Annotated in this window: 15 protein-coding genes; 12 read left to right on the plus strand and 3 right to left on the minus strand. The window is 54.9% G+C overall.

From position 1 onward, the window contains the following. Nucleotides 1-64: 64 nt before the first annotated feature. Nucleotides 65-952: a LysR family transcriptional regulator gene (locus tag TH468_RS18475; RefSeq protein ID WP_085646018.1), complete on the minus strand. Its 888-nt coding sequence runs from the start codon at nt 950-952 to the stop codon at nt 65-67. 146 nt (nt 953-1098) lie between these two features. Here TH468_RS18475 and TH468_RS18480 point away from each other — a divergent pair, with 146 nt between their 5' ends. After that, the gene (locus TH468_RS18480) at nt 1099-2598 is read left to right on the plus strand and encodes a CoA-acylating methylmalonate-semialdehyde dehydrogenase (RefSeq protein WP_085646019.1); all 1500 of its coding nucleotides are present in this window, start codon (nt 1099-1101) and stop codon (nt 2596-2598) included. Nucleotides 2599-2669: 71 nt separating this feature from the next. Here the strand turns inward: TH468_RS18480 and TH468_RS18485 are convergent, their stop codons facing one another. Then, on the minus strand, nt 2670-4379 hold the full coding sequence (locus TH468_RS18485; RefSeq protein WP_085646020.1) for an ABC transporter ATP-binding protein/permease: 1710 nt from the start codon (nt 4377-4379) through the stop codon (nt 2670-2672). A gap of 234 nt (nt 4380-4613) precedes the next feature. Here TH468_RS18485 and fhuF point away from each other — a divergent pair, with 234 nt between their 5' ends. The 11 genes from fhuF (at nt 4614) to fdhD (ending at nt 20569) form a co-directional block, all read left to right on the plus strand. Then, a complete protein-coding gene (fhuF, locus tag TH468_RS18490) occupies nt 4614-5270 on the plus strand; it encodes a siderophore-iron reductase FhuF (RefSeq protein ID WP_085646039.1) in 657 nt (218 codons plus the stop codon). Between the two features lie 259 nt (nt 5271-5529). Then, nucleotides 5530-7593: a TonB-dependent receptor gene (locus tag TH468_RS18495; RefSeq protein WP_085646040.1), complete on the plus strand. Its 2064-nt coding sequence runs from the start codon at nt 5530-5532 to the stop codon at nt 7591-7593. 201 nt (nt 7594-7794) lie between these two features. Further along, the gene (locus TH468_RS18500) at nt 7795-9222 is read left to right on the plus strand and encodes a sigma-54 dependent transcriptional regulator (protein WP_085646021.1); all 1428 of its coding nucleotides are present in this window, start codon (nt 7795-7797) and stop codon (nt 9220-9222) included. Then, a complete protein-coding gene (locus tag TH468_RS18505; RefSeq protein ID WP_085646022.1) occupies nt 9222-11249 on the plus strand; it encodes a cache domain-containing protein in 2028 nt (675 codons plus the stop codon). The genes TH468_RS18500 and TH468_RS18505 overlap by 1 nt, the downstream gene beginning before the upstream one ends. Nucleotides 11250-11508: 259 nt before the next feature. Continuing rightward, entirely contained in the window at nt 11509-13251 is a 1743-nt protein-coding gene (locus TH468_RS18510; RefSeq protein WP_139834764.1) for an OFA family MFS transporter, read from the plus strand. 254 nt (nt 13252-13505) lie between these two features. Continuing rightward, nucleotides 13506-14399 carry a LysR family transcriptional regulator gene (locus tag TH468_RS18515; RefSeq protein WP_085646023.1) on the plus strand — a complete coding sequence of 298 codons (894 nt, stop codon included), beginning with the start codon at nt 13506-13508 and terminating at the stop codon, nt 14397-14399. Nucleotides 14400-14521: 122 nt separating this feature from the next. Then, nucleotides 14522-15001, plus strand: a complete 480-nt coding sequence (locus tag TH468_RS18520; RefSeq protein WP_085646024.1) for a formate dehydrogenase subunit gamma — start codon at nt 14522-14524, stop codon at nt 14999-15001. After that, nucleotides 14998-16554 (plus strand): NADH-quinone oxidoreductase subunit NuoF, encoded by a 1557-nt coding sequence (locus TH468_RS18525; protein WP_085646025.1) that lies wholly within the window; start codon nt 14998-15000, stop codon nt 16552-16554. The genes TH468_RS18520 and TH468_RS18525 overlap by 4 nt, the downstream gene beginning before the upstream one ends. 5 nt (nt 16555-16559) lie before the next feature. Then, nucleotides 16560-19439, plus strand: a complete 2880-nt coding sequence (fdhF, locus tag TH468_RS18530) for a formate dehydrogenase subunit alpha (RefSeq protein WP_085646042.1) — start codon at nt 16560-16562, stop codon at nt 19437-19439. A gap of 96 nt (nt 19440-19535) precedes the next feature. Then, complete coding sequence (locus TH468_RS18535; RefSeq protein ID WP_085646026.1) at nt 19536-19760, plus strand: formate dehydrogenase subunit delta; 225 nt, start codon at nt 19536-19538, stop codon at nt 19758-19760. Between the two features lie 8 nt (nt 19761-19768). Next, nucleotides 19769-20569 carry a formate dehydrogenase accessory sulfurtransferase FdhD gene (fdhD, locus tag TH468_RS18540; RefSeq protein WP_085646027.1) on the plus strand — a complete coding sequence of 267 codons (801 nt, stop codon included), beginning with the start codon at nt 19769-19771 and terminating at the stop codon, nt 20567-20569. Nucleotides 20570-20575: 6 nt separating this feature from the next. Here the strand turns inward: fdhD and TH468_RS18545 are convergent, their stop codons facing one another. Beyond that, on the minus strand, nt 20576-21589 hold the full coding sequence (locus TH468_RS18545; protein ID WP_246832381.1) for a LacI family DNA-binding transcriptional regulator: 1014 nt from the start codon (nt 21587-21589) through the stop codon (nt 20576-20578). Between the last annotated feature and the right edge of the window lie 85 nt (nt 21590-21674).

The following is a 21674-nucleotide window of genomic DNA, read 5'->3' on the forward strand; positions in this document are numbered from 1 at the left end:
TTTCGGCGCGGCAAGATATCTGCCTGCATGTATGGACATCAGATTCGCAAATCCCCGGTTTGCATCAGTCGGCAACGAACAGGTCACGCGCAGTGCGCACGACCCGGCTGATATGGTCGGCTACGGCAGCAACCCCGCGGGTGTCCTTGGTATCGGGATGCAGCAGCATCCAGTAATTTCGGGTAAAGCGGATATCGGGCAGCAGGCGGATCAGGTCGGGCACATCATGGGTGGCGTAATCATGCAGGATGCCAATGCCATGCCCGTTGCGCACCGCTTCCATCTGGGCCACGACACTGCCGCATTCGAAACGCCGTTTCATCAGTTTGCCCAGACGTGCCGCGTAATCAAGGGCGCGGCTGTAAATCAGGTCTTCGATATGGGTGACAAACAGCCGGTCGGTCAGATCGCGTTCGGACCGGATCGCGCCATAGTTTTTGATGTAGCTTTGGGATGCATAGACGCTCAGCGTGTAGTCGGTCAGTTTTTTGATCACCAGCCGCCCCTGTTTGGGGCGATCAAGGGTGATGGCGATGTCGGCTTCGCGTTGGGACAGGGAAAAGGTACGCGGCAGCGGCACCAGCTGGATGACCAGATCGGGATGCCCGGCGGCAAAGCCCGCGAGTTCACGGGCCAGAAAATAGTTGCCAAGCCCGTCGGGCACACCAACGCGTACGGTTCCGGCGATGCCTTCTGCCCGGCTGGGGAAGGCGGTGCCGACTTTAAGGAAGGCTGATTCAGCGGCCTCGGCAGCACCCATCAGGGCTTTGCCGGCCTCGGTCAGTTCCGAGCCAGTGGTGCGTCGTTCGACAAGCTTGGTGCCGAGTTCCTGTTCAAGGGCGGTTAGTTGCCGACCGACCGTGGCGTGGTTCAGGCCAAGCTGACGGGCGGCCGAAAGGATTTGGCCCTGTCGTGCGACGGCCAGAAAGATGCGAATGCGGTCCCAATCCATGATCTATCGACTTTAAAAATTGCACATCGAATTTGCAATAATGATAATTGATGTGCATCCATATGCATATCCATAATCGACCTGCTTTGCGGACGGTTTTTCATGATCCGCGACAAAAGATCACCACGATTATCGGGAGAAGCCGAATGTCCAGCCAGATCACCCATTACATCAACGGCAAACGCGTCGCCGGGACTTCCGGCCGGACAGCGGCCGTATTCAACCCGGCCACCGGTCAGCAGAGTGCGACTGTTGACCTTGCATCGAAGGCCGAAGTTCGAAATGCTGTCGAAAGTGCACGGTCGGTAGCCGCGGAATGGGCCAATACCACGCCGCTGCGTCGTGCCCGTATTCTCAATAAATTTCTGGGCATCCTTGAAAGCCGTTCGGAAGAACTGGCGGCGGCAATCACGGCCGAGCATGGCAAGGTGCTTTCGGATGCGTTGGGTGAAGTCACCCGCGGGATCGAGGTTGTTGAGTTTGCCACCGGCGCGCCGCAGCTTTTGAAGGGCGAGTTCACCGAAAATGTCGGCACCAAGGTTGACAGCCATTCGGTGCGTCAGCCGCTTGGCATTGTGGCGGGTATTACGCCGTTCAACTTCCCGGCCATGGTGCCGATGTGGATGTTCCCGGTCGCCCTTGCCTGCGGTAACTGTTTCATCCTGAAACCATCCGAACGCGATCCGTCTGCGTCGCTTCTACTCGCCGAATGGCTGAGCGAAGCAGGTTTGCCGGACGGCGTTTTCAACGTTGTGCAGGGCGACAAGGAAGCGGTTGATGCGTTGCTGTTTGATCCGGATGTCAGCGCGATCAGCTTTGTCGGTTCGACCCCGATTGCGAAATATATCTATGAAACCGCGACTGCGCAGGGCAAGCGTTGCCAGGCGTTGGGCGGTGCGAAAAACCATATGATCGTGATGCCCGATGCCGATATGGATCAGGCGGTTGATGCCCTGATGGGGGCGGCATATGGGTCGGCTGGCGAACGCTGCATGGCGATTTCGGTTGCGGTTCCCGTCGGTAAGGCAACGGCGGATGCGCTGGTTGAAAAGCTTGTGCCGCGCATTAACGAGCTTCGGGTTGCACCGGGGACAGATCCGGCAGCCGAGATGGGGCCGCTTGTGACGGCACAGCATCGCGACAAGGTTGTCGGTTACATCAACAAGGGCGTTGAAGAAGGCGCGAAGCTGGTTGTTGATGGCCGTGACATTCGTTTGCAGGGCTATGAAGACGGCTATTTCGTTGGCGGCACCCTGTTTGACAATGTCACACCCGACATGACGATTTATAAGGAAGAGATTTTCGGTCCGGTTCTGTCGATCATACGGACCGATGATTTCGAAACCGCGGCTGGTCTTGTTGATAGCCACGAATACGGCAATGGCACTGCGATCTTTACCCGCGATGGCGATACGGCGCGTGAATTTGCCAACCGCACCCAGACCGGCATGGTCGGCATCAATGTGCCTATCCCGGTTCCGATGGCGTTCCATTCATTTGGCGGATGGAAGGCATCGCTGTTTGGCGATCATCACATGCATGGCATGGAAGGGGTGCGGTTCTATACCCGCCTGAAAACCATTACCTCGCGCTGGCCGACGGGCATTCGCAAGGGCGCCGAATTCGTCATGCCGACGATGAAGTGATTTTCGCAGGATCGTGAAGACATAAGGTGGCAGTCCCGATGGACTGCCACTTTTTTTTGATATGTCTTGCTTTACGCCAATGCTTCGCGACTGGCGAGAGAAAGGGCATTGGTATCTTTATCAAGTTCCAGAATTCTGGAGTGAAATTGTTCCAGTGAAGCACGGTGTCCGATGCTGATCAGAATTGTGTCAGGCAGTTCTTCTTTCAGATGGCGGTAGCAGAGGGTTTCCGCGTTTTCATCAAGTGCGGACGTGCTTTCATCAAGGAAGAGAATTTTCGGTTTTCGCAGTACGGCGCGGACAAAGGAGCATCGCTGCTGTTCGCCAATGCTGAGTTTCTTTGACCAGTCGGTTTCGCTATCGAGCTGTTCGATCAGGTGCCCCAGTTCAAACCGTTGCAAAGCATGCGATAAAGCCGGATCATTGTCGGCATCAGCAATTTGCGGATACCAGAGAATATCGCGCAGCCTTCCAAGCGGGAAATAGGGTTTCTGGGCCAGGATAAGAGCGTTTTCCGTGTCGTAAACCGCACTTCCTGAGGCGTGTTTCCACAAGCCGCAAACAGCACGGATCATTGTGGATTTCCCAAAGCCGGATGGCGCACGGATAAGAAGGCTATCCCCCGGTGTCAGTTGCAGGGAAAAATCGCGCAGAAGCGTTTTGTCGCCATCGGGTAGCCACAGGTTAAGTTTCTTGATCTCGAAAGCATGTGGTTGATGGCGGATATTGACGCCGGAATTGGACGAAAGGGCATCGAGCCTGTTCTGGAAGTTGGTTAATCGGTCGACGACAGATTTCCATTCGGCAATTTGCGGGAAGACCCGGACAAGATATGCCATGGCTTCGTGAACTTCGCCGAAGGCGGCGCTGATCTGGGTCAGGCGGCCAAGGGGAAATGCCCCGGCAAAGAATTGAGGTGCCATGATGAACATTGGGATCACAGTGGCCGTGCGCATATAGAATGTGGAATAGCCAAGCACGATTTTCTGTTTTTTGACCAGTTCCCAGAAGTTCTGAAGGGCGGCCTCCAATCGTGATGCGAAGGTGCGCATTTCGGCTTTTTCGCCACGATATTGCGCAATTGATTCCGCATGTTCGCGAAGGCGCATCAGGGAAAACCGGAAATCAGCTTCGCGGCGTTGCTGCAGGAAATTAAGCCCGGGAAGGGCACGTCCCAGCCAGAATGCGCCCCCCGTTCCGGCAATTGAATACAGCAAGGCAATCCACACAAGAAGCCCCGGAATAACCAGACTTTCGGTTCCGAATGGTATCGTGACGAGGCCGGATGCGTTCCATAAAATATTGAGGAAAGAGAAGAGCGACACCAAGGCCGTCATCAGCCCAAGCCCCAGTTTGAGCGAAATGACGATGAACATATCAATGTCATCGGCGACGCGTTGGTCGGGGTTATCTGTTTCCGGAGAGTCCAGTTGCAAAAGAAGGTATCGTTGATCCTTCAGCCAATCCTGAAGCGTGTTTGTGATTGACCAGCGCAGCCACCGGATCGTCAGTTTTTGTTGAAAGTGAAAAGCTGCGACAGTGAAGGTCGTGAGGGCGACTTGTAACAGGATGAATTGGCCTCCGCTGATCAGGAAGGCGTCGTAATCCAGAGCCTGCAGGGCGTTATAAAAGTTCAGATTCCAGAAATTGTTCAGGATATTGACCCCGACAAGCCCGAGATTCATGAGGATGGTCGCAACCAGTAACAACAGAGCAGGGACTTTTTCAGACGATGTCCAGAAAGGGCGCGCAAGTCGCCAGAAGCCCTGCAAAGTATTCATGATGCCTCAACTGATCGGGATAAATCAGATTGAGTTTATAGAGGCAGCTCGTTATGGTCGCAATGCTAATAATACTGATTGGCGTTCTCATTTTTTAGCAGGGGGCTTGCTATGGAATTATCAGACTGGCTTTGCCAAACATGGCCCCCCATCCGTCAAGTCATCCGGACAGATCATTGCGGCTTTTCTTCCGTCAGGCTGCAGCAGCTTCCACGGGAAGAAATCCTGTTTCCGATGCTTGATCGGTTTGCCTTGGTCTATCCGGCAGCAAAGCGCCCCCCCATCGCGTCCCAGTGGTCAATGAATTACCTTAGTGTTCTGTTCCCGGCGGTATTGGCGGGAATATTGGCCCGAAATTTGGAAATCCGGGTTTGGGAGGAGGATATCGAACTTTTGCATGATGATGCCCGGCCTGTGGCATTAAAGGTCATGGAACGGCTTCCGTCATCGTCACTTGACCAGATGGCAGGCTATTGGGAACACGTGTTAAACGACCATCTGGACCCGCTGTTTGCGGCGATTTCTGCATGGGGTGGTGTATCGACCAAGGTGTTGTGGGGGAACGTTATTGCGGTCTGGGATGGGGCGTTTGACAGATTGCGCGATGCGCTGGACCCCGAAACGTTTTCCATGGCCCATCAATGGATGGAGACGCCGGTTGTTGCCGATGGCCGGTTAAAGCTTAGAAGCTTGCAACGTATTGTTGCTTCGCCTGTCCCAGATATTTGTTCAAGCATCCCGTTAAGGAAGCATTGCTGTCTGCATTATCTGCTTCATACGCCGGTTGTCGGAAAGCCGGAAGTTTTATGCGAAGCATGTCCGCGATTACACAGGCAGCCGTTGGCTGCACAGGAAAGCTATCTGCGGTCCATTTACCATGAGCATGGCTGAATTTGAGGTGCGATTTATCGGCTCGGTCTGGGGGGCTGTGCCTGCATCTTCTGTGAACCTCTCCTCAAAAAACTAATTCACTGAAAATACGTGCTTATTATAGCGAATAATAACTATTGTCATTTGCAATTGATCGTGCTTAATCATTCGCGACAGATGTTTCAGGGAGCGGGGAAGGCGGGAAACGGACAGTGTGAACCTTCTGACTTCTTTACCGCAACGCTTGAAAAAAATGTGGTTCTGAATGGGAAGCAAGGTAATGCACGTTTTCAGTAAAAACTCTTTGGCACTGGCGGTGGCGTCCAGCGCGCTGGGTATCACGCCGGTATTTGCGGACGAGGAAGTGCCGCAGGAAGTTATTCAGCTAGAAGAAGTCATCGTTACAGGCGAGAAAATCCAGCGCAGTCAGGACAGGACACTGTCGAGTGTTGCGGTCAGCACCAGCGAGGATATGCGGAAGGAAGGGGCAAAAACCCTTCAGGATGTGCTGAGTGGTACGCCCGGTGTCTATACTCAATCCGGCAACGAAAACTGGGGTATTCGCGGTGTTCCGGTTCAAGGGTTTGACGAACAGGGGGCAGCCGCCCTTAACGGGGCGATTTCGGTTTATGTTGACGATGCGATCCAAAGTAACCGCCTACTGACGGCCAACCCGCTTTCGGTCTGGGATGTTGAGCAGGTTGAAGTTTATCGCGGAGCGCAATCGACCACACAGGGGCGTAACTCGCTTGCCGGTGCGGTGGTGATGAAAACCAAAGACCCGACATTTACGCCGGAATTTGCGGTGCAGGGAAATCTTGGCCGTTTTGGGGAACAGGGGACATCGGCACTTGCCAATGGTGCACTGATTGAAGACAAGCTGGCAGCACGGTTGGCAGTCGATTATCAAACTGAGGATGGATACATCAATAACCCGACATTGGGCGAGGATGCCAATCCTTTGCGGACTGCCAATGTACGTGGGAAGTTGCTGTTCCTGCCATCAGACGATGTGGACGTGATGCTGACTTTTTCACACAATGACCAGCGTGCCGGTCTGAATGGAGTCCAAGCAAATGGCGGTGTACCTGATTATTTCAATGTTTACCAAAACACCGAAACCTATCACAAGTTTGATCAGAATGCGGTAACGGGCAAGCTGGACTGGTATCTGGACGATGAATGGACTCTGACCAGCATCAGTTCGGCAACATTTGTTGATTATAACGGGGCTATTGATTTCGATGAAGGGGCCGCAGATACGCGAGCAGTTACTCGTCATCACGAACAAACCCTTGCCAGTCAGGAAATCCGACTTGGTTATGATTACGAGAACCTGACTGGGTTCTTTGGCTCCTATATCGGTCGGACGACTGGCGAGATCGATGACCAACTGACTGATCCCAGTTCGGTGCTTTTAGATCAGCAGGGCAAGGTTGAAATTGACAGTTATGCGCTGTTTGGTGAAGCAAACTGGAAGTTTGTCGATGATTGGACGCTGATCACAGGGCTTCGTTGGGACTATGAAGACAATCATACGCGGATCAATTATCCTGTAGGTGGCATAACTCCCTTTACCGATGCAAGCATCAATTCGAACGTTTTATTGCCAAAGCTCGGATTGAGTTATGATGTGACGGAAAGCCACCTCGTCGGTCTTACGTGGCAGCGAGGCTATCGTAGTGGGGGAGTAAACCTTAGGGCAAACACCTTGCATACGCCTTATGATCCGGAATTTACCGATACTTATGAGTTGGCGTGGCGTGGTAACTGGCTGAACCGTCGTTTGCGGACCAATGCCAATATTTATTACACCGACTGGACCGATCAGCAGGTTACGTTCCGTGATGGCAGTGGCAACCGTCAAGTAGCCAACGCGGCAGACAGCCGAATGGCAGGTGCAGAACTTTCGGCACAATATCTGGTGACATCGCAGCTTTCGGTACATGCAGGTGCGTCGTATAGCGATACGAAATATAATTCTTTTGTATCGGATGGTGTTGATTATAGCGGCCATGAATTCTTGTTTGCTCCGAAATACCAGGCATCTGTCGGAGCCAATTATACCTTTGATAACGGTCTTATGATCGGAACCAACGTTGTCTATCAGGGGGACAGCATTTCCAACTTTGTCACCAATGGCACCACCGTTGTCGGAGAGCGGCGTAGCGATCCGGTGACGCTGGTGAACCTGAATGCGGAATATGCCGTTGGCAGCATGACATTCACCGGTTATGTCAAAAACCTGTTTAACGAGCGTTATGTCACAGCCAATCGGAGCGACACCGGTGTGGATGTCGGTGCGCCTTTGACCTTTGGTGTAGCAGCGCGTTACGCGTTCTAGAACGTCGTTTTATCTGGGGCGCAGTGCCCAAAAGATTGCAGATTTTATCGGGCGTGGAACATCGGTTTCCCGCCCGATTTTTATTGGTGCCGGCGAGGAAGTTTGGGGAATGCGACCAACGGTTTTGCTTTTCACCTTCTGCTGATCTAATCTTCTAAAAAATAAAAACAAAGTGACCGGGAAGATCGGCGGAGGAATTCAATGAGATCGACTGCAATGGGTGCGCCGGAGTTGGCGGCACCATCTCCCGCAGCGCAACCGGATGGCAAGCCGGGGCCGGAATTTGGGCCGTGGCTGGAAAAGGCATCGATCCTGATCGTCGATGACGAACCGGGCATGCGCAATTTCCTTGTCCGCACATTGGGGCCGCGCGCCAAACGGGTCGAAGAAGCCGCCGATTGCGAAGAAGCGACGAAGCTTCTGGATCAGCATCATTTTGATGTCGTGATCCTTGATAATATCATGCCGGGCAAGTCCGGGGTTGAGTGGCTCACCGAGCAGCGCGAGATCGGCTTTTTTTCCGATGCCATCCTGATGACTGCCTATGCCGATCTGGATACCGCGATCAAGGCATTGCGGGCCGGTGCGGTTGATTTTGTCCTTAAACCGTTTCGATCCAACCAGATTTTGAATGCGGTGGCGCGCTGCCTTGACCGGATGCGGTTGCGGCGTGAAAACCATGTTTTGCGCCATGAATTGCGCGCAACATCCGATCACGTCCTGTTACGCGACAAGCTGATTGGCTATTCTGCGCAAATCCAGGAAATCCGCGAGACCATTGCACGAGTGGCACCACTTCCGACATCAATCCTGATTTCCGGCGAAAGCGGCACGGGCAAGGAAGTGACCGCGCGCTCGTTACACGCGTTGTCCGACCGGGCTGAAAAGCCGTTTGTGCCGATCAATTGTGCGGCCATTCCATCCGAGATGATCGAAGCAGAACTGTTCGGGCATCTGAAAGGGGCCTTTACCGGGGCGCAAACCGCGCGCGACGGGCTTTTCATGCATGCGCAGGGTGGCACATTGTTTCTGGATGAGGTCGGGGAATTGTCGCTGGCGACGCAAAGCAAGCTTTTGCGCGCGATTGAAAGCCGCCGTGTCCGCCCGGTAGGGTCGGAGCGCGAGGCACCGGTCGATCTGCGGTTTGTCTTTGCCACCAATGCCGATCTGGAGGCCGAGGTCGAGGAGGGCCGGTTCCGTGCCGATCTGTTTTACCGGATCAATGTCATGCATATCGCCATGCCGCCGTTGCGGGAGCGCGGGGATGATGTGCTTGAACTTGCCAGTTTGTTCATGAGCAAACTTTCAAAGCAGCTTGGCGTGCCGCAGGTGGCGATGGATGGGGCGGTGCGGGCCGGATTGACGCGATATGACTGGCCTGGGAATGTGCGCGAATTGCGCAACCTTGTCGAACGCACCCTGATCCTTGGGCGCTTCCCGGCCGAGTTTCGTGATGAACAGGCCGGTGCCGAAGGACATGCCGACCATGACGAAACGCTCGAGGAAATGGAGCGCCGTCACATTATGGCGATGGTGCACAAGACCGACGGCAATCGTAGTGAAGCCGCAAGGCGTCTGGGCATTTCGCGCAAGACAATTGACCGCAAATTTGCCGATTGGGCCGACTGATGCAGTGGCCGGGCCGCCGCACCAAACGCACGCGGTCTGTGCGGTTCAAATTGCTGGCGATTGCGTTATTGCCAACACTGGTCATCCTGCCGCTTTTGCTGGGCGTGATGATGGTGCGCTGGAACAGCAAGTTTGATGCGTTGCTGACATCAAAGGTCAATGGCGACCTGACGATTGCCCATCAGTATTTTACTCATATCCTTGAAACCACCGGGGAGCAGATCGAGGCCCTTGGCCAATCGGTGACGTTCCGTGAGGTTCTGACATCGGGGGATCGGGCGCGGATTGATGATCTGCTGGCGGCGAAACGGGCCGAGCTTGGTCTTGATTTCCTGTATATCGCCAATCGGCAAGGGATTGTTTCCGGGGCATCACCAGAACAGGCCACGCCGCGCCTGGATGCTGACTGGCCGGTGATTGCGACGGCCCTTTCGGGGGCGTCCTTGACCGGGGTTGATATATTTAAAAATGATGATCTGGCGGCGATTTCACCCGATCTGGCGGTGCGGGCGCGGCTTGATCTTGTGCCGACGCCCAATGCGGTTCCGACCACACGCGATGCGGAAACACGCGGCATGGTGGTGCATTCGGCAAGCCATGTTGCCCTGCCGATGGGGGGCGCAGAGGGGATAGATGGTGCGTTGGTCGGTGGCATATTATTAAACCAGAACCTTGTGTTCATTGATACGATCAATGATCTGGTTTACCGAGAAAGCAGCCTTCCGGAAGGCAGCCAGGGGACGGCTACGCTGTTTCTTGATGATGTGCGGATCAGCACCAATGTGCGGCTGTTTGAAGGGCGGCGTGCGCTGGGTACCCGTGTTTCGAGTGCGGTGCGCCAGAATGTTCTGGAAGACGGCAAGGTCTGGCTTGATAGCGCGTTTGTCGTCAATGACTGGTATATTTCGGCTTATGAACCGATTGTGGACAGCTTTGGCGATCGTGTCGGGATGCTGTATGTCGGGTTCCTTGAAGCGCCGTTTGCCCAGACGAAATATGAAAGCCTGCTGATTATCATTGCTGCGTTTCTGTTTGTCGCGACGCTGAGCGTTCCGATCTTCCTGCGTTGGGCGCGTGGCATCTTCAAGCCGCTTGAACGTATGACCCAGACGATTGCCCGGGTAGAAAGCGGGGATCTGGGGGCGCGAACCGATATTGATCAGGTACAGGATGAAATATCGCTGGTGGCGGAACATCTTGATGATCTGCTTGATCAGGTGCAGGAACGTGACAAACGTTTACGCGCCTGGAACGAGGAGCTGAATGCGCGGGTGGATGCGCGCACCAGCGAACTTCGCGAAGCCAACCGGCAGCTTGAGGCGACGACCAAGCAATTGATCATGTCGGAAAAACTGGCAGCCATAGGTGAAATTACCGCCGGTGTGGCCCATGAAATCAACAATCCGGTGGCGGTGCTTCAGGGGAACCTTGATGTGGTGCGTGATTTATTGGGCGAAAATGCGCGAATTGCCGAAACAGAATTCCGCCTGATTGACGAACAGGTCAGCCGCATCAATCTGATTGTCACCAAGCTTTTACAATTTGCCAAACCCGAAGAATATGCCGGATTTGTCGAACGCCATTCACCGGGCGAGGTGATTGGTGATTGTCTGCCATTGGTGCAGCATCTGTTGAACAAGGCCGATATCGAGGTTGCGCGCGAGAGCCGGGCCAGACGGCTTATCCTGATGAACCGGACGGAATTGCAGCAGGTGGTGGTCAATCTGATGGTCAATGCCCTGCATGCCATGCCCGGAAGTGGCACCCTGACCCTGATTGACGAGGATTTTGATCGAAACGGAAAACCTGGCATTCGCATTTCGATCCGCGATACGGGGACGGGAATGTCCCCGGAAATACTGGGGCGTATTTTCGATCCTTTCTATACGACCAAGCGCCGCGAAGGCACGGGGTTGGGCTTATCGATCAGCAAAACCCTGATTGACCGGCAGGGCGGGGCCATGGCGGTTGAGAGCGAGCCGGGTAAAGGAACGTTATTCACCATCTGGTTGCCTGAAGCGGATTGATTGTCCTACCATTAGGTTGGACATTTTGTCCGGATGGTGCATTGCACAGTAAAAATTTGTTGGACATTTTGTCCACCCGCGTGCGCTGCAACATGATGATTGTCTTTCAAAAACTTCCAGAAAATCAGGCAACAGGCTGAATGGCATAGCGATTGCGACGGTGTGGTTTCCGGGTCTTACCGATATGGCCTTGCAGCATTCATCCGATTTGGGGGGATGGGGCCGCCGGATGAACATAATACCGGGAGGAAAAACACAAATGTTTGATCGCCTTAAAAAAGAACATATCGTCGCAGGGGACGATTTCAATCGCTGGAAAGTTCCGCCAGCATCCATCGCCATTCATCTTTGCATCGGATCGGTTTACGCGTGGTCGATTTTCAACCCGCCACTGATCAAGGAATTCGGCGTGGTTGCGTCAAGCTCTGGTGACTGGGGCCTGCAATCTGTTGTCTGGATTTTCTCGGTCGCGATTGTATTTCTGGGGTTAGCCGCGGCATTCGGCGGCAAATGGCTTGAAGAAGTCGGGCCGCGCATGGTGGGTGTTGTTGCCGCATTTTGCTGGGGTGGTGGTTTCATCATCGGTGGCATGGGCATTGCGACCCATCAGCTTTGGCTGGTTTATCTGGGCTACGGTGCGCTTGGCGGTTGTGGCCTTGGGCTTGGCTATGTGTCGCCGGTCTCAACCCTGATCCGCTGGTTCCCGGACCGTCGCGGCATGGCAACCGGTATGGCGATCATGGGCTTTGGCGGTGGTGCGATGATCGCAACGCCGATCAAGGAAAGCCTGCTTTCATTCTTCTATAAGGTGCCGGAATATCTTGGCCCGGAAAGTGCCGTGAACCTTGTCACCGAAGGCGGCAAGCGTATGGCCGAAGTCGGTGGCCAGATGGTCGAGGTTGTTGTGGCCGGTGCGGCACAGGTTGCGTCGGCGCCGGTGGCGATCGAGCAGGGGGTATATGTTGCGGGCACGGGCAATACCGGTGCGGCGGCGACCTTCTTTACGCTTGGCATTGCCTATTTCATCGTCATGGTCATTGCGGCGTTTTCGTATCGTGTACCGCGCGAAGGATGGCTCCCGGCTGGCTGGACACCGCCGACCGCGGATACTGCATCCAAGCGCATGATCACCCAGAACAACGTTCATATTGATCAGGCCCTGAAAACCCCGCAATTCTATATGCTTTGGATCGTGCTGTGCTTTAACGTGACGGCAGGCATCGGGGTGATTGGCGTTGCCAAAACCATGATGAGCGAGATTTTCGGCAGCACCCTGCCGTTGGTGGTCAATTCCGGCTTTGCCGCGACCTATGTGTTCATGATTTCGGTCTTTAACATGTGTGGCCGGTTCTTCTGGGCGTCGATTTCGGACTATATTGGACGCAAGAACACCTACTACTGCTTCTTCATCCTTGGCATCATCCTGTATCTGTCGATCCCGTATGCTGCGGGGCAGGTCAGTGTGAACCCGGTCGTGACGTGGCTTGTGATGTTCTATGGCGCAACCATGATCATCTTCACGATGTATGGTGGCGGTTTTGCGACCATTCCGGCCTATCTGGCAGATGTTTTCGGAACCAAATATGTCGGTGGCATCCATGGTCGTCTTCTGACCGCATGGAGTGTCGCGGGCGTGCTTGGGCCGCTTGCCATCACCCAGCTGCGTCAGACATCGGTCGGCAATTCGATCAAGGAACTGGCTGCCAAGATCGATCCGGCAGCGTTTCAGGCAAAGTTCGGTGCGGGTATGGAACAGCTTGATCAGCTGATTGCGGCCAAAACCGTGACGATTGGTCGTCTGATGGAAATCGCCCCGGCCGGGACGGTTGATCCGACGCCAAGCCTTTATAACACCACCATGTATGCCATGGCAGCCTTGCTGGTGATTGGCCTGATTGCCAACGCGCTGGTCAAGCCGATCCATGACAAGCATTACATGGAAACCGCAGCGGACCCGGCCAAACCGACCCCGACCGGCCGCGAGGCAACGTCTGAGGCGTAACACCGAACCCCGGTGCCGGTCGGCTTTGGCCCTGACCGGTACCACTGGGCCCGGGTATGTTTGTCTGTCCCCGGACCCGCCTGGACATGATAGTGCATCAATGTCATGTCCGGTCCTGTTGCAGGATTAACCCTTCGGCTTTTATGGCCATTCGGGTTATCCTGCAATCAGGACGCCCGCCCCGCAAATGGTGTCCATCAATCACATAAAGTGCGCCACCAGACGGGGGTTCCCCGAAAGGCGCCGGATACGCCATGATCGACAAACTCGAAATGTTTATAGTGCTTGCCAGAGAGCAGCATTTTGGTCACGCCGCCGAGGAATGCGGTGTGACACAGCCAACCCTTTCCAGTGCCCTGCGCCAGCTTGAAGACCATCTTGGTGTGGTGCTGGTGCGTCGTGGTTCGCGCTATCAGGGGCTGACGCCAGAAGGCGAGCGGGTTCTGGAATGGGCGCGCCATATTGTCGGAAGTACGCGGTCGATGCGTGATGAAATGCGCGCGATGCGGTTCGGTCTGACCGGGCAGGTGCAGATTGCGGTTATTCCGACGGCACTTTCGATGGTGCATGAATTGACCACACCGTTTCGCGAAAAGCATCCGGATGTGACCTTTGCGGTACTGTCGCGGACTTCGACAGAAATTCAGGCGCTACTTGATAATCTTCAAATTGATGTCGGGATTACCTATCTGGATAATGAGCCGCTTGGCCGTGTGACATCGATCCCGCTTTATTATGAGCGCTATCATCTTGTGACATCGAATTTCGATGATATCGGTGACCGCGAAAGCATCACCTGGCGGGAGGCGGCAGAGTTTCCGTTATGTTTGCTGACACCCGATATGCAGAACCGGCGGATTATCAATCAGCATCTGAACGAGGCGGGGGCGCGTATCAGCCCGACGCTGGAAAGTGATTCGATGATTGCGCTTTTTACCCATGTGCATACCGGTAACTGGGCCAGCATCATGCCGGTCAAGATGGTCAAGGAATTCAGTATGCGCGACCGGGTCAAATCGATCCCGATTGTTGATCCGGATGCGTCGCATCTGGTGGGTATGATCGCGGCAAAGCGCGAACCGGCAACACCGGTTGTGTCGGCGTTGCTGAAAGAGGCAAAGAGTATTTCTGAACTGGAGCCCGCCTGAGAAGGCTTGATAGGTTTTCGCTATCGCGTAACGGGATGGCTTTATTGAACAGGCGTTGGCAATCACCGACACTATGAAGAATAATAAAGAATTCAATAGACTGCTAAGTGAGAGAGGCTTGCATGTCTGCAACAGAGACGACCGAGGAAATATCCGTCCGGGTTGGCACCATTTGTGATGGTCTGGCCGGACTTGAAGGGCCGCTTTTGCCGATTCTGCATGAAGTGCAGGAGGAATTTGGCTTTATTCCCGAAGGCGCGCTTCAAACCATTGCCAAGAAACTGAACCTTAGTCGGGCGGAAGTCCACGGGGTTGCCAGTTTCTATCATGATTTCCGAGAGGAAAAACCGGGCAGGCATGTGATCAAGATTTGCCGGGCGGAAGCGTGCCAGTCGATGGGCGCGGACGATCTGGGTGATCATGCGAAGCGCAAGCTTAAAGTCGATTGGTCGGAAACGACCAGCGACAAGAGTGTGACGCTGGAGCCGGTCTTCTGCCTTGGGCTTTGTGCCTGTGCACCGGCGGCCATGGTTGATGGCAAGGTTGTTGGCCGGGTAAACAAGGATCGTCTTGATCGCATCCTGAGCGAGGTGGGATCATGACAGTCAAGATCTACGTCCCGCTTGATTCCGGTTCTGTTGCCCTTGGTGCGGACGACGTGGCAAAGGCCATCGCCGCCGAAGCGATCAAACGCGGTGAAGATGTGAAGATCGTGCGTAACGGTTCGTTTGGCATGTATTGGCTGGAGCCGATGGTCGAGGTCGAAACATCGCGCGGGCGTCTGGCTTATGGCCCAATTGCGGTAGAGGATGTCGACAGCCTGTTTGACGCCGGTTTCCTGAACGGGAGCGATCATAAACGTTTCCTTGGCCACACGCAGGATATCCCGTTCCTGAAGGCGCAGACGCGTCTGACCTTCCAGCGGTGCGGGATTATCGATCCTGTGTCGCTTGACGATTACCGTGCCAATGACGGGCTTAAGGGGCTAGAAAATGCCCTTGGGATGACGTCCGAGGATATCGTCAAGGCGGTTACGGATTCAGGCCTTCGCGGTCGCGGTGGTGCCGGTTTCCCGACGGGTATCAAATGGAATACCGTGCGTCAGGCGCCCGGTGATCAGAAATACATCGTCTGTAATGCCGACGAAGGCGACAGCGGCACATTTGCTGATCGGATGATCATGGAGGGCGAGCCGTTCGTCCTGATCGAAGGGATGATCATTGCCGGTCTCGCGACCGGGGCGACCAAAGGATATGTCTATACAAGGTCGGAATATCCCGATGCGATCCGCATCATGAACGAAGCGATAGAAGTCGCACGAGCAAACAAACTGCTGGGTCCCAAGGTTCTGGGATCGGATTACGCGTTCGACATGGAAGTCCGCATGGGGGCGGGAGCCTATGTCTGCGGCGAGGAAACCTCGCTTTTGAACAGTATGGAAGGCAAGCGGGGCGTTGTCCGCGCCAAGCCGCCCCTTCCAGCCCTTGAAGGGTTCATGGCCCGACCGACAGTTGTTAACAACGTTATCTCGTTGTGCTCGGTGCCGGTGATCCTTGAAAAGGGTGCGGAATATTACCGTGATTTCGGCATGGGCCGTTCACGCGGAACCATTCCGATTCAGATCGCGGGCAATGTCAAACATGGCGGCCTTTATGAAACGGCCTTTGGTCTGACATTGGGCGAAATCGTTGAACAGATCGGTGGCGGTACGGCAAGCGGTCGCCCGGTCAAGGCGGTTCAGGTCGGTGGTCCGCTGGGCGCGTATTTCCCACGCGAACTGTTTGACACACCATTTGATTACGAGGCATTCGCCAAGGCGGATGGCCTGATCGGTCATGCAGGTGTCGTCGTGTTTGACGACAGTGTCGACATGATGAAACAGGCCCGTTTTGCCATGGAATTCTGCGCGATTGAATCATGTGGCAAATGTACACCATGCCGCATTGGGTCAACACGTGGCACCGAAGTTGTCGACAAGATCGCACGCGGCGAAGATCCCGAAATGCAAAAGGAACTTCTGGCCGATCTGTGTGAAACGATGAAGTTCGGGTCGCTATGTGCGCTGGGCGGGTTTACGCCCTATCCGGTGATGAGCGCACTGACCCATTTCCCTGATGATTTCAAGCCCCATGCGCTTGATATAGCCGCGGAGTGATAACGATGTCCTTGGTAAAAGAAGTCGACTATGGAACCCCCGCCGCGAAATCCGAAAAGACCGTGACAATTAATGTCGACGGATTTGATGTGACCGTGCCCGAAGGCACGTCGATCATGCGGGCCTCGATGGAGGCGGGTATTCAGGTACCGAAACTGTGCGCAACCGATATGGTCGATGCGTTTGGTTCGTGCCGCCTGTGTCTGGTGGAAATCGAAGGCCGCAATGGCACCCCGTCATCCTGCACGACCCCGGTGGCGGATGGCATGGTGGTCCATACCCAGACCGAACGGCTCAAGAAAATCCGTAAAGGTGTTATGGAACTTTATATTTCCGATCACCCGCTGGATTGCCTGACCTGTGCGGCGAATGGCGATTGCGAATTGCAGGACATGGCCGGTGCGGTTGGCTTGCGCGATGTCCGTTATGGTTATGATGGGGGCAACCACGTCAAGACCCGCCAGAATGGCGAGGAAAACCCGCGTTACATGGCCAAAGACGAGAGCAACCCGTATTTCACCTATGACCCGTCGAAATGTATTGTCTGTTCGCGGTGTGTGCGTGCGTGCGAGGAAGTGCAGGGGACTTTTGCCCTGACCATCGAGGGGCGCGGGTTTGAAAGCCGGGTGTCGCCGGGCATGCATGAAAACTTCCTGGATTCAGAATGCGTGTCGTGTGGTGCCTGTGTTCAGGCCTGCCCGACGGCAACGCTTCAGGAAAAATCGGTGATCGAAATCGGTCAGCCGGAACATTCGGTCGTCACTACCTGTGCCTATTGCGGGGTCGGCTGTTCGTTCAAGGCGGAAATGCGCGGCGATGAGTTGGTGCGCATGGTGCCGTACAAGGATGGCAAGGCCAACCGCGGGCATTCGTGCGTTAAAGGTCGGTTTGCTTATGGCTATGCCAGCCATAAGGACCGTATCCTGAACCCGATGATTCGCGAAAACACGTCTGATCCGTGGCGCGAAGTCAGTTGGGAAGAAGCCCTTAGATACACGGCGGACAAGTTCCGTTCGATTCAGGCAAAATACGGCAAGGCCGCGATTGGCGGGATTACGTCGTCGCGTTGCACGAACGAGGAAACCTTCCTTGTGCAGAAGCTGATCCGGGCCGGGTTTGGCAATAACAACGTTGATACGTGCGCGCGCGTCTGCCATTCGCCGACCGGTTATGGCCTGAAAACCACATTCGGGACATCGGCCGGGACGCAGGATTTTGACAGTGTCGAACATACCGATGTGGTGATCCTGATCGGGGCCAACCCGACGGACGGGCATCCTGTTTTTGCGTCGCGCCTTAAAAAGCGGTTGCGTCAGGGGGCGGAGCTGATCGTGATTGATCCGCGTCGTATTGATCTGGTGCAGTCACCGCATATCAAGGCCGCCGCCCATCTGGCATTGCGTCCGGGGACGAACGTTGCGGTTCTGACGTCGCTTGCGCATGTGATCGTTACCGAAGGCCTGTTTGACGAGGCATTCATTCGCGAACGGTGCGACTGGGATGAATTCCAGGATTGGGCAGCGTTTGTATCCGACCCGCAAAACAGCCCGGAAGAAGTCGAACGCCAGTCGGGTGTTCCGGCAGAAACCGTGCGCAAGGCGGCGCGTATTTTTGCGCGCGGTGGCAATGGCGCGATCTATTACGGGCTTGGCGTGACCGAACATAGCCAAGGATCAACCACGGTAATGGCGATTGCCAACCTTGCGATGGCGACGGGTAATATCGGGCGTCCGGGCGTGGGTGTGAACCCGCTGCGTGGGCAGAACAACGTGCAGGGTTCGTGTGATATGGGATCGTTCCCGCATGAATTACCGGGTTATCGCCATATAAGCGATGATGCGACGCGCGACGTGTTTGAAAAAATCTGGGGCGTCAAACTTGATGACGAACCGGGTCTTCGCATTCCCAACATGCTTGATGCCGCCGTCGAAGGCACGTTCAAGGGCATCTATATTCAGGGTGAAGACATCCTGCAATCGGACCCGGATACCAAGCATGTGGCCGCCGGTCTTGCGGCGATGGAATGCGTTGTGGTCCATGATCTGTTCCTGAATGAAACGGCGAACCATGCGCATGTATTCCTGCCCGGTTCGACCTTCCTTGAGAAGGATGGGACATTTACCAATGCCGAACGTCGTATCAACCGTGTTCGCAAGGTGATGAGCCCGAAAAACGGCTTTGCCGATTGGGAAGTGACCCAGAATCTGGCGCGTGCGATGGGGCTGGATTGGAGCTATACCCATCCGTCGCAGATCATGGATGAAATTGCCCGCACCACGCCAAGCTTTGCCGGGGTTAATTATGACCTTCTGGAACGCGAGGGTTCGGTTCAGTGGCCGTGCAATGAAAAGGCGCCGTTGGGTACCCCAGTGATGCATATCGACGGGTTTGTGCGCGGCAAGGGCAAGTTTGTTGTGACCGAATATGTTGCAACCGACGAACGTACCGGACCGCGCTTCCCGCTGTTGCTGACCACCGGGCGTATCCTGTCGCAATACAATGTTGGGGCACAAACCCGCCGTACAGCCAACAGCGCATGGCACAAGGAAGACCTGCTGGAAATCCATCCCCATGATGCCGAACAGCGCGGTATCCGCGAAGGGGACTGGATCCGTCTGGCGTCGCGGTCGGGTGAAACGTCGTTGCGAGCAACGATTACCGACCGGGTTGCACCGGGGGTGGTTTACACGACCTTCCACCATCCGGGCACACAGGCCAACGTGATCACCACCGATTATACCGACTGGGCGACCAACTGCCCGGAATACAAGGTTACCGCGGTTCAGGTCACGCCGAGTAACGGGCCGACCGAATGGCAGGTGGAATATGACAAGCAGGCCGAACAGTCACGCCGGATCCTTCCACGTGTTGATGCGGCCGAATAGGCGCGAATTGTTGCCCGGTTTCATGATAGGATTGTGTCATGAAACCGGGTGTTTTCGTCCGTAAAATCAAGAATTCCGGCGGGAGATTAAACGTCAATGGCACCTGACAAACTCGTCTATATGGCCAATCAGATCGCGACCTTTTTCACATCCAAACCCCATGCCGAAGGTGTTGAGGGTGTGGCAGTGCATATCAGTGATTTCTGGGAACCGCGGATGCGCAAGCAGCTTTTTGACATGATCGAAAGCGGCCATGGCGGTTTCCATCCACTGGTGATCGAAGCAGCACCGATGATCCGCAAGGTCAAACAACCGGCGTGACAGCAGAAATGACATCGACAAACCGCATCATTGATGGTCGCGACCATGATCCGGCGCGTGCTGTTGCGCGCGGCGATGGCAATGATGATGCGCCGATGATACTGCAGCCGGAAATTCCAGCTGCCCTTACATTCAACGGTAAATCCCACGCCGTTATGATGGTGTCACCCCACGACCTTGAAGATTTCATGATCGGTTTTGCCCTGTCCGAGGGCATAGCTGACCATGCGGGCCAGATCCGTTTGCGTGATGTACGCAAAACCCTGCAGGGATATGTGATCGAGGCGGACCTGGACGAAGACATTCTTGACCGGCTTGAAGTACGCCAACGTACCCTTGAAGGACGTTCGGGCTGCGGGCTTTGCGGTGTGCAATCGCTTGATGCGGTTGCGATGGACAGGATCGGCACCGTTGTGCCAGCGAATATGCCGCAGGATGTTGTTTTGCGGGCGATTGATGCCCTTCCTGATCATCAGACACGTAACCGCGAAGGCGGCGGGCTTTTGCATGCCAGTGCGTTTGTCGATGCGACCGGCGCCATCCGTATCGTGCGGGAGGATATCGGGCGTCATAATGCGCTTGACAAGGTTCTTGGTGCGGTGGTGAGGCAGGGTGTTGATAAAGCCGGTGGTTTCATCCTTATGACCAGCCGCTGTTCATATGAAATCGTCACCAAAACCGTGCAATGCGGGGTGGGCGGACTTGTAACCCTTTCGGGGCCAACATTAACCGCGGTCAATCTGGCGCGACAGGCGGGATTGACAATGATCTGCCGCGAACGGCGCGGATTGTTCCGGCGTTTTGCCTAAGCCAAATCAGGCGGAATCCCGTTCGACAATTTCAAATCCGATATCGATACAGTTTTTTTGCAGGGGCTTTTTGTCAATGCGAGCCATCAAGGCGGTCGCGGCCTGTGATCCCAGATAGGCCCGGTCAACCTGAACCGTTGTTAGGCTTGGCGCGGTGAAAGGTGCAAAATTCTGGTTCCCGAAGCCGATCACCGCAATGTCTTCGGGGATGCGCAGATTGCGTGTTTGTGCTTCGATGATGACCCCGTGGGCGAGCAGATCGGAACTGCACATGACGACTCCGTTTCGGAAACCCTCATTAATGGCCTTTGCAATCGACGTCCGCCCCAATTCCAGACTGGCCGGGGTATCAAGGCAGATTTCTTTGACCGGATTATTGGTCAATTTTCTGAAGGTATCGCAAAAAGCGTCCTTGCGTCGCAGAGCGCGTTCATCGGCGGCCGAAATGGCCAACGCATTGCGATAGCCCTTTTTATGGGCGAATTTGGCGGTTTCTTCGCCAGATTTCGCATGTGAAAAGCCGACACAGGTATCGATCGGCGATTCTGTCATATCCCAGATTTCAACAACCGGAATCCCCGAGCCCAAAAGCATGCGTTTGCATTTTGCCGAATGATTGATGCCGGTCATCAATATGCCATCGGGGCGGCGGCTTAGCATGGTTGCAAGGACTGATTCTTCTTCTTCCATCGAAAGGCCGGTTTCAGCGGTCAGAACATGATAGCCATGTCCGCGCATCACCTGAATGAAATGTTTGATGAATTCGGAATAGGCGAAATTGGTGATGGACGGGATCAGCGCAACAATCAGGTGACTTCGCTTGGATGCCAGGGCCCCGGCGACCATGTTTGGCACATAACCGGTCAGCTCGATCGCGTCTTTGATGCGTTGGAGTGTCTTTGCCGACACTTTGGATGGGTCGTTAAGGGCACGCGAAACCGTCACCTGCGACACACCGGCAAGTCGCCCGACGGATTCCATCGTCACGGTGCCCGAATGGTGTTCTTTGTTGTGAGACATTGTGTACGGTGTTTCGTTTTTCGGCAAAACGGTTTCTCTGTTGAAGTCATTTTGTGAAGGCGCCCTTGGCATCGGCTTGATCCGA

The organism is Thalassospira sp. MCCC 1A03138, from assembly GCF_002115785.1.
GTDB lineage: Bacteria > Pseudomonadota > Alphaproteobacteria > Rhodospirillales > Thalassospiraceae > Thalassospira.

Bases quoted from the DNA above. Each gene is read 5' to 3' on its own strand.
- fdhF (WP_085646042.1), top strand. From the start codon at position 16,560: ATGTCCTTGGTAAAAGAAGTCGACTATGGAACCCCCGCCGCGAAATCC.
- TH468_RS18510 (WP_139834764.1), top strand. From the start codon at position 11,509: ATGTTTGATCGCCTTAAAAAAGAACATATCGTCGCAGGGGACGATTTC.
- TH468_RS18480 (WP_085646019.1), top strand. From the start codon at position 1,099: ATGTCCAGCCAGATCACCCATTACATCAACGGCAAACGCGTCGCCGGG.
- TH468_RS18535 (WP_085646026.1), top strand. From the start codon at position 19,536: ATGGCACCTGACAAACTCGTCTATATGGCCAATCAGATCGCGACCTTT.
- TH468_RS18505 (WP_085646022.1), top strand. From the start codon at position 9,222: ATGCAGTGGCCGGGCCGCCGCACCAAACGCACGCGGTCTGTGCGGTTC.
- TH468_RS18545 (WP_246832381.1), bottom strand. From the start codon at position 21,589: ATGTCTCACAACAAAGAACACCATTCGGGCACCGTGACGATGGAATCC.
- TH468_RS18475 (WP_085646018.1), bottom strand. From the start codon at position 952: ATGGATTGGGACCGCATTCGCATCTTTCTGGCCGTCGCACGACAGGGC.
- fhuF (WP_085646039.1), top strand. From the start codon at position 4,614: ATGCTTGATCGGTTTGCCTTGGTCTATCCGGCAGCAAAGCGCCCCCCC.
- TH468_RS18495 (WP_085646040.1), top strand. From the start codon at position 5,530: ATGCACGTTTTCAGTAAAAACTCTTTGGCACTGGCGGTGGCGTCCAGC.
- fdhD (WP_085646027.1), top strand. From the start codon at position 19,769: ATGACATCGACAAACCGCATCATTGATGGTCGCGACCATGATCCGGCG.
- TH468_RS18500 (WP_085646021.1), top strand. From the start codon at position 7,795: ATGAGATCGACTGCAATGGGTGCGCCGGAGTTGGCGGCACCATCTCCC.
- TH468_RS18485 (WP_085646020.1), bottom strand. From the start codon at position 4,379: ATGAATACTTTGCAGGGCTTCTGGCGACTTGCGCGCCCTTTCTGGACA.
- TH468_RS18515 (WP_085646023.1), top strand. From the start codon at position 13,506: ATGATCGACAAACTCGAAATGTTTATAGTGCTTGCCAGAGAGCAGCAT.
- TH468_RS18520 (WP_085646024.1), top strand. From the start codon at position 14,522: ATGTCTGCAACAGAGACGACCGAGGAAATATCCGTCCGGGTTGGCACC.
- TH468_RS18525 (WP_085646025.1), top strand. From the start codon at position 14,998: ATGACAGTCAAGATCTACGTCCCGCTTGATTCCGGTTCTGTTGCCCTT.